General features: G+C 44.6%; 4 protein-coding genes. All 4 read right to left on the bottom strand.

The features are described from left to right. Positions 1–137 precede the first annotated feature (137 nt). Complete coding sequence (gene nifJ / locus ACO4PX_RS06140) at positions 138–3,674, bottom strand: pyruvate:ferredoxin (flavodoxin) oxidoreductase (protein ID WP_485571996.1); 3,537 nt, start codon at positions 3,672–3,674, stop codon at positions 138–140. Positions 3,675–3,899: 225 nt separating this feature from the next. Continuing rightward, entirely contained in the window at positions 3,900–5,813 is a 1,914-nt protein-coding gene (locus ACO4PX_RS06135; protein ID WP_485571995.1) for a VanW family protein, read from the bottom strand. Positions 5,814–6,043: 230 nt separating this feature from the next. After that, positions 6,044–8,458, bottom strand: a complete 2,415-nt coding sequence (leuS, locus tag ACO4PX_RS06130) for a leucine--tRNA ligase (RefSeq protein ID WP_485571994.1) — start codon at positions 8,456–8,458, stop codon at positions 6,044–6,046. A 47-nt stretch (positions 8,459–8,505) separates the two neighbouring features. After that, a partial coding sequence (locus ACO4PX_RS06125) for a DNA/RNA-binding winged helix domain-containing protein (protein WP_485571993.1) occupies positions 8,506–9,261 on the bottom strand: 756 nt, incomplete at its 5' end.

Genomic DNA, 9,261 nt, shown 5'->3' with positions numbered 1-9,261 from the left:
CCGTACGTACAGTGCTGTGAGAGGACGGCGGTTAGTCGCCGCCTCCTACTCGATCCTCTATGCCGTATACAAGTTAAACGACATTAAATTCTAAGCAAGCTTCTTCTTGAAAAGCAAAGCTTCTCGCTGTCTGTACATTAGTTATTGTACAGGTCAACCATCTTCTTCAGCTTCTCGTAACGCTCTCTAGCTTCCTGCTCGTTCTGCAGATCTAAAGCCTTTGCACGCTCCGGATTCTTCAGGGAAAGAGATAAGTATCGAACTTCACCCTTTAAGAATTCCTGGTAAGATTCGAAGTTTGGCTCCTTGGAATTCAAGGTAAACTTCTTGTCTCCGCCAAGTGGGTTGTAAATGAAGTTGTTCCAGTATCCTGCCTCTACAGCAAGCTTCTCTTCTGTCTGTGCCTTAGCCATTCCCTTCTTGATACCATGGTTGATACATGGAGAATAAGCGATGATTAAGGATGGTCCCGGATAAGCCTCAGCCTCGGAAATTGCCTTAACAGTCTGAGCCATATCAGCACCCATAGCGATGTGTGCTACATATACATAGCCGTAGGACATAGCGATTCCTGCCAAATCCTTCTTCTTGGTTTCCTTACCGCCGGCAGCGAACTGTGCTACTGCACCGGTAGGAGTAGACTTGGAGGACTGTCCACCTGTGTTGGAGTAAACCTCGGTATCGAATACCATTACGTTGATGTCCTTACCGGAAGCAAGAACATGGTCAAGTCCGCCGAATCCGATATCGTAAGCCCAACCGTCTCCACCGAAGATCCACTGGCTCTTCTTGGAAAGGAAATCCTTGTGCTTTAACAAATCAACAGCTACTGCATCAGTCTTTCCGGAAAGAGCAGCTACTAACTTATCGGTAGCAGTTCCGTTTGTTGCACCAACAGAGAAGGTATCCAAATATTCCTTAGCTGCCTCTACAAGAGCGGCATCCTTATTTTCTTCTACAAGCTTCTCAACCTGCTTCTTTAATCTGTCACGGATAGCATTCTGTGCCAAAAGCATTCCGTATCCAAACTCCGCATTATCCTCAAAGAGAGAGTTATCCCATGCAGGACCCTGTCCCTTAGCATTTACGGTGTAAGGAGTGGATGGAGAAGAGTTACCCCAGATAGAAGAACATCCGGTTGCGTTACTGATGTACATTCTCTCTCCAAAGAGCTGGGTAATTAACTTCGCATAAGGAGTCTCTCCACATCCGGGACATGCACCGGAGAACTCGAAGAGTGGCTTTTTAAACTGAGATCCCTTAACGGTGGTCTCCTTAAACTTCGCAATAACCTCCTGCTTCTCAGGAAGCTCAACTGCGTAATCGAAGTACTTCTGACGATCCAGGTTGTCCTCGATTGGGGACATAACAAGAGCCTTCTCGCCCTTCATTCCGGGACAAACGTTTGCACAAGATCCGCAACCAACACAGTCTAATACGGAAACCTTAATACCGAACTTGTAGTTAGGCATTCCGTTCATAGCCTTCTGCTGATCTGCCTCTGGAGCCTTAGCCGCCTCTTCTTCGGTATATGCAAATGCACGAATTGCTGCGTGAGGACATACATAAGAACAGAAGTTACACTGGATACAGTTGTCAGGGTTCCATGCAGGAACGTTTACGGCAATACCGCGCTTCTCATAAGCAGCGGATCCTACAGGAGTAGAACCGTCTACATAATCAGCAAATGCGGATACGGGAAGATTGTTTCCTTCCTGTGCGGAAACATAGTTCTGGATATTGTTTACGAAATCCAAAACATCCTTTCTTCCGGCAGTCTTGGTCTTGAACTCAAGTCCCTCATCGGCGCAATTGCTCCATTCCTTCTTTACTTCTACTTCTTCGAAGGCATTTGCACCGGCATCGATAGCAGCCCAGTTCTTCTTTACAACGTCCTCACCCTTACGACCGTAGGTCTTCTGAGCGGCATCCTTCATTAACTTGTTAGCCTGCTCCTTAGGAATGATTCCGGTTAAAGTAAAGAATGCGGACTGAAGGATCGTGTTGATACGGGTTGGTCCCATTCCTGTCTCAATACCAATCTTAACACCATTGATGATGTAGAACTTGATATTGTGGTCAGCCATGTACTTCTTAACCTGTCCCGGGATATGCTTTTCAACTTCATCTTTAGACCAAGTACAGTTCAATAAGAAGGTTCCGCCGTCTACAAGCTCCTGAACCATGTTGAACTTGGTCATGTAAGAAGGATTATGACAAGCTACGAAGTTAGCTCTCTTAATCAGGTATGTGGACTTAATAGGCTGATCTCCGAAACGAAGGTGAGACATGGTAACACCGCCGGACTTCTTGGAGTCATAATCAAAGTAAGCCTGAGCGTACTTATCTGTGTTATCTCCGATAATCTTGATGGAGTTCTTGTTCGCACCAACAGTACCGTCAGCTCCCAGTCCCCAGAACTTACAGTTTACAGTACCCTTTGGAGTGGTAACGATGGATGGTCCTTCCGGTAAGGAAAGGTGAGTTACATCATCGTTGATACCGATGGTAAATCTCTTCTTATCGGTATTGTTGTATACAGCTACGATCTGTGCAGGAGTAGTATCCTTGGAACCTAAGCCGTAACGTCCGGAAAGAACGGTTACATTCTTAAACTCGCTGGTGGAAAGAGCTGCTACTACGTCTAAGTATAAAGGCTCACCGATAGATCCGGGCTCCTTGGTACGATCCAATACGGAGATAGTCTTTACGGTCTTTGGAATAGCCTTTAAGAAAGCGTCAACTGCAAATGGACGATACAGTCTAACCTTGATAAGTCCAAGCTTTCTGCCTTCCTTCTCAGCCAAATAATCGATGGTCTCTTCAATGGTCTCGTTTACAGAACCCATAGCAATAATTACATGCTCTGCATCCGGAGCTCCATAGTAGTTAAAGAGCTGGTAATTGGTTCCGATCTTCTTATTAACCTTGTCCATGTACTCCTGAACAATGGCAGGAAGTGCATCATAATAAGGGTTGGAAGCCTCTCTTGCCTGGAAGAAAATATCAGGGTTCTGAGCGGAACCTCTCTCAACAGGGTGATTCGGGTTTAATGCGTTCTGACGGAATGCATCTACATACTCCCAATCCACCATATCCTTTAAGTCTTCGTAATCCCACTCTTCAATCTTCTGAATCTCATGGGAAGTACGGAATCCGTCAAAGAAGTTGATGAAAGGAATACGTCCCTTTAATGCTGCAAGGTGAGCTACAGGAGTTAAGTCCATAACTTCCTGAACGGAAGACTCACAAAGTAAAGCGGCACCGGTCTGACGACAAGCCATAACGTCGGAGTGATCTCCGAAGATGGAAAGGGCGTGGCTGGCAACAGCTCTTGCAGAAACATCAAATACACCGGGAAGCTGCTCTCCGGCAACCTTATAAATATCAGGGATCATAAGTAAAAGACCCTGAGAAGCTGTAAATGTTGTGGTTAAGGCTCCGGCTGCCAAAGCTCCATGTACTGCACCTGCAGCACCGGCCTCGGACTGCATCTCGGTAACCTGAACAGTCTCACCTAAAATATTCTGTCTTCCCTCTGTTGCCCACTCATCCATATGCTCAGGCATAACGGAAGAAGGAGTAATTGGGAAAATCGCAGCGACCTCTGAGAACGCATAGGACGCATGAGCAGCAGCCTGATTACCGTCCATGGTCTTCATTTTTCTTGCCATAAGTTTCCTCCTAAACTGAAATAAATAAAACCTCTACCTTTCCCCTTCCGGAGAAATCATACAAGGGAATACTAATCTATCCCCATGCTAAAATCAAGGAAAACGCTTACCGTTTTTGATTTAGTACAATAGCTATTTTTTTCACAAGTATTTTTTCGCTTTTTGAAGAAAAAAGCAGCCCTGAATTTCCGACAATTGTCAAAAAATTCAAAGCTGCCCTAAACCTTAGGTTCCGGGGCCGCCGGAAATAACATCCGCTTCCGTAGTGGGAACACTGTTATTCCCTACAGGTCCGTCATTGGAAACAACAGGATTCTCAGAGGCTTTTGTGCTACTCTGGGTTTTACTTTCCTGTGCCTTGGTCTCTGCCGACTTAGTTTCCGTGCTTGCCGCACTGCTTGCTGCCGTGCTAGCCGCTGCACTACTGCTTTCCGCCGCATTTGCACTGTACTTTTTAGGGGTATGTCCCTTATAGCTCACATAATGATCCTTTACCTTCTCGGTTTTACCATCCTTGGTAATAATCTTATAGGCCTGCCATTCGGAGCCGGCGGAGCCGTTAGTTTCCTTACCCTGCTGAGGCGTAATCACCTGCACAGCCGGAACGGGAAGATCTTTAATCTTCTCGGATTCCAATTCCCATTTAACGCCGCTGGGGAGAACGGGAATGCCATAGATCTGTACCGTAGCGGTCTGATTAGAATACCAGGCACGAATACCGATGGCATGCTTGGAATCATTTACAAACTTAAAGTCCGGTCCCGGCCAAGATACCGTGGCGTCCGTACCGGGAGTTACATAGTTCGGAGCAAAGGTATGGGATCTGCGATAGGTGGTGGTTAATCCGGAACGGAATACCGCATTGTATAGAGTAGAAGAAATCTGGCAGATTCCTCCTCCTACCTCTTCTACAACTTCTCCCTGATTATAAGCTGCAGCCGCCTTATAGCCCTTTTCTGCAGTTCTCTGCCCTACTACACCGTTAAAGGAAAACTCCTCTCCGGGCTGAAGAACAGTACCGTTTACCGCCTCTGCCGCAAGACGAACATTGGTATTTCTCAGTTCATTGGAAGTAGTTTTGGTGGTAAAGCTGGCAATAATCTTATATTGATCCTTAATGGATGCGGTAGATGCGGGAACCTTCTCTCCCTCAGTACTAATCTCGGAGGAAAATTCTTTATTGTTCAGGGCGTTCAGAATATCCTGTGCGGTAGCATCCACATTAATGGCATAACCGTCCTTGCTGCCGCCAAATTCAAATTCTCCGGTAGATTTATTGTACTTGGTAATGTCTCCATTTTTCGGAGCCATCTTCCAAACAATTGCAAGCTGATTCACATAGTCTTTGATTTTGTCGGAAAAATCGGGAAGCTGCAGAATATAATCCGCCTGAATGGCAGTTGAACTTTCAGCAGTGGTTTCTTCCGCCTTTTTCTTCTTCTTTTTCTTCTCTGTGGAGCTCTCCTCCGTACTGCTTTCCGAAGCCTTCTCTTCCTGATACTTGGTATAAATCTGGTCTACAAAATCAGTGATGCTGTCGGATAAGATATCCGGTATTTCATAGTCGCTTTTATTGGGACGAATGGTTACATCGGAAAGCGTATTCTTAACCTTTACCACCTCTTCCGTTCCCTGATCGTCAATACCGTCTTCGCTTTTATTGTCTTCCGCCTTTGGAAATTCCGGCATGGAAAAATAATCAATATTCGGGTTAGCATTTTTTACCACAAAATGCCAGGTATAAGATTTCTTCAAGAAATCAATAACCTGCTCCTTGGTCATTCCCTTTAGATTTAAAAACTCTGCTCCCGGTTTAAAGGCGGTATAATCCAAATACAAATCTTCATGAATGGCATTGGGATCTACATATTCCGTTTCAGCAACAGTGGTCTCCGCTTCATGAAAAAAGCCGGCATTCCGGCTTAAAGCAAAGACTGCAGCTGCACTTCCGAATAGGGCAACTGCGGCTATAATAATAGGAAGATGGCCATTGTTCTTGGGGCGTCGTCCACCGCTTCTACCATTACTTCGTCCACTACGGGCCCCTTTATCGCCATAGCTATACTGGGCACTTCTGCTTCTTGAACCGCCCTTTGCTCTACTAATTCCCTGAGATAATCTTCTTTCGCTGGCTATCATATTCCATCCTTTGTATATGTTTATTAATTGATAATCCGGATAGGACAGGTTTTTGCCTATTCCATCGGTTAATAACGAGATACCGCAAGCATCGCAGGCGATATTCTTCAAGAATAAAAGGTGCTGAGACACAGCACCTTTTTATCATACCATAATCTTTTCATTTGTATAGAAAAGAATCCTAAAAAAAATCTATAGGGGTTTACAAAATTGTAAGAAAAAATCTTCTGTTATTTGACAACAAAGTTCACGATTTTTCCGGGGATATACACTTCTTTTACCAGAGTGCCGCCCAACTTGTCTCCTAGACATTCCTTTGCCTTAGCAAGAATTTCCTCCTTACTTAAATCCTTGGGAACCTCCAGTACCGCTTTTACTTTTCCGTTTACCTGCAATGGAAGCTTAATTTCATCCGCCTCCATAGCCTTATCATCATACTCAGGCCAGCCGGCTGCAAATACACTGCCCTCTCCCTTAGCCAAATGATAACACTCCTCTGCGATATGAGGGGCAAATGGAGCCAAAAGCACGGAGAAGGTACGAAGGGTTTCCAAATCTACGCCCCCTTCTTTCTTCGCCAGATCCAGAAGACTGTTGTTGTACTCCATGAAGCCGGAAACTACAGTATTTAAGTTAAAGCTGTCAAAACGAAGCTGGATATCATGGATTAAGTTATGCCGTACACGAATCATCTCTTTTGTAGGACTGATATTCTTATCCTTGGATTCTTCCACAAGATTAAAGAAACGATTCAGGAAACGGTAAACTCCATCAATTCCTCTGTCATCCCATTCCGCATCCAATTCGGGAGGACCTACAAAAAGCTCATAAAGTCTAAGAGCATCACAGCCGTAATCCCTAACCAGATCATCAGGAGAAACTACATTTCCCATAGACTTGGACATCTTAATGCCGTTTTGGCCTAAAATCATTCCCTGATTAAAGAGCTTTACAAAGGGCTCCTTAAATCCTACCACACCGATATCATAGAGGAATTTTGTCCAGAAACGGGAATACAAAAGGTGTAAGACCGCATGCTCCACGCCTCCGATATACATATCCACCGGTAAATATTTATCAGCCTTCTCTCTGCTGACCAATGCCTTGTCATCATGATTGTCTACATAACGCAGGAAGTACCAGGAAGATCCCGCCCACTGAGGCATGGTATTGGTTTCCCGCTTTGCCGGACCTCCACACTTGGGACAAGTGCAGTTTACCCAGTCCGTGATTCCTGCCAAGGGAGACTCTCCCGTTCCGGTAGGCTCATAGTTTTCCACCTCAGGAAGCTTTAAAGGAAGCTCTTCCACCGGTACCGCTACATTTCCGCATTTCTCACAGTGAACGATGGGAATCGGCTCTCCCCAGTATCTTTGTCTGGAGAAAACCCAGTCTCTTAACTTAAAGCTTACAGTCTTACGGCCAAAGCCTCTTTTCTCCACCTCGTTAGCCGCTTCCACCTTTAATTCGGAAGATTCTCTTCCATTCCATTCTCCGGAGTTAATCATAATACCGGAAGCCTCTGTATAGGCCTCTTCCAATACCTCTTCCTTCCCGTCCTTGGAAATTACCTGCACAATGGGAAGGTCGAACTTCTTGGCAAAAGCAAAGTCTCTGGCATCATGGGCGGGTACACACATAATGGCACCTGTTCCGTGATCGGCCAAAACATAGTCGGAAATCCAGATAGCGCACTTCTCTCCGTTCAAAGGATTAATAGCATAGGCTCCGGTAAACTCTCCGGTTTTATCCTTATCATTCACCGCCATTCTTTCCACGTTGGACTTATTGGCTGCCATGGAAATATAAGCTTCTACCTTTTCTCTCTGAGCATCCGTACAAATCTTCTGAACCATAGGATGCTCCGGGGCAAGAACAAGGAAGGTGGCTCCGTAAAGGGTGTCAGGTCTTGTAGTGAAAACAGTAATCTTGTCTTCTCTTCCCTCTAAGGCAAAGTCCACCTCCGCTCCGTAGGAACGACCAATCCACTCTGCCTGCATCTTCTTAACCTTTTCCGGCCAATCCAATTCCTGCAAATCATCCAATAAGCGATCTGCATATTCGGTAATCTTCAGCATCCACTGTCTTAAATTCTTCTTGGTAACTGCCGTACCGCAACGTTCACACTTACCATCCACTACTTCCTCATTGGCAAGTCCTGTTTTACAGCTTGGGCACCAGTTAATAGGGAACTCCTTTTCATAAGCCAGTCCCTTCTCAAACATTTTCACAAAAATCCACTGGGTCCACTTATAAAAGTTGGGATCTGTTGTGTTTACTTCCATATCCCAGTCGTAAATGGCATTAATCTGCTGTAACTGCCTCTTAATATTCTCCACATTTTTCTTTGTAGTAATGGAAGGATGGATTCCCATCTTAATGGCATAGTTTTCAGCAGGCAAACCGAAGGCATCCCAGCCCATGGGATGAATCACATACTTCCCCTTAATGACCTGATAGCGGGACCATGCATCGGAAATCACATAACCTCTCCAGTGTCCTACGTGCAGTCCGGAACCGGAGGGATACGGGAACATATCCAAGCAATAGTATTTTTCTTTCTTTTCGTCCTTTGGGTTGATGGGATTTTTCTCCCAAAATTCCTGCCATTTCTTCTCTACGGCAGCATGATTATATCTAGCCATTTTTTCACCTCGAACTTTCTATGATAACGAATGCCATTTTATAACCCCTACTCTGTCTCGTCAAGCGTAGGATAAGGCTTCCTTGCACTTTCAAAGCCGGTATCCCTGGTAATATGCAGTCGATCACAGGCTTTAAAGAACAGTTTGCTGTTTTTTCTGGATAGGGAAAATTCCTCTCTTAAGTCTTCAACGGTAATTTCTCCATTGTTCTGTAATTTTTCCAGGGTAAACGCTTTTAACTTGGAAAATAAATTTCCCAAAGTATAATATTCCCCTTCCAGCTGCACCAAGGTTCCCTTATCCTCTAAACAAGCTACAATATCCAATAAGATTTTTTCTTCCTCCTTAGTCCATAAGGGCTCCGTAATTTTAGGGAAGGAGAATTTAGCCTTTTGCATCAGGGTAATCAAAGTATTGGCAATTTTGGTGTATTTTTCATCCTTCTTCATCTTGTAATCTTTTAAGGCAAGAATATCGTAGGATATTCGGAAAATTTCCTTTTCACGCCAATACTCCAGAAGCGCCTTATAAAGGTTTCTATTGTAGGAGCTGAAAAAACGGCTGTACAATACCGAAGTTTTTTCTCCGATTTTATAAGGATTTCTCTTATAAAAATCCTTCATATAGTACTGAATTTGTTTTTCTTTCTCTTCCAAATCCTCTCTAAGAATCAGATATTTTTCTCCCTGCAAAAGGATGCTGATAATTTCTCCTGTTTCTTCCTTCTCTCTTAAGGCATTTTCGATATTGCCATATCCGGGAAAAGCCTTTCGAATGGCGGAAAGGGCCAGAAAATTGCCTTT

This window comes from Oribacterium sp. (assembly GCF_057249185.1).
This window is presented reverse-complemented; position numbering and strand designations above follow the sequence as displayed.

What these genes read in the sequence shown, in the direction of transcription:
- nifJ (WP_485571996.1), bottom strand. Translation starts at nt 3,674, where the DNA reads ATGGCAAGAAAAATGAAGACCATGGACGGTAATCAGGCTGCTGCTCAT.
- ACO4PX_RS06135 (WP_485571995.1), bottom strand. Translation starts at nt 5,813, where the DNA reads ATGATAGCCAGCGAAAGAAGATTATCTCAGGGAATTAGTAGAGCAAAG.
- leuS (WP_485571994.1), bottom strand. Translation starts at nt 8,458, where the DNA reads ATGGCTAGATATAATCATGCTGCCGTAGAGAAGAAATGGCAGGAATTT.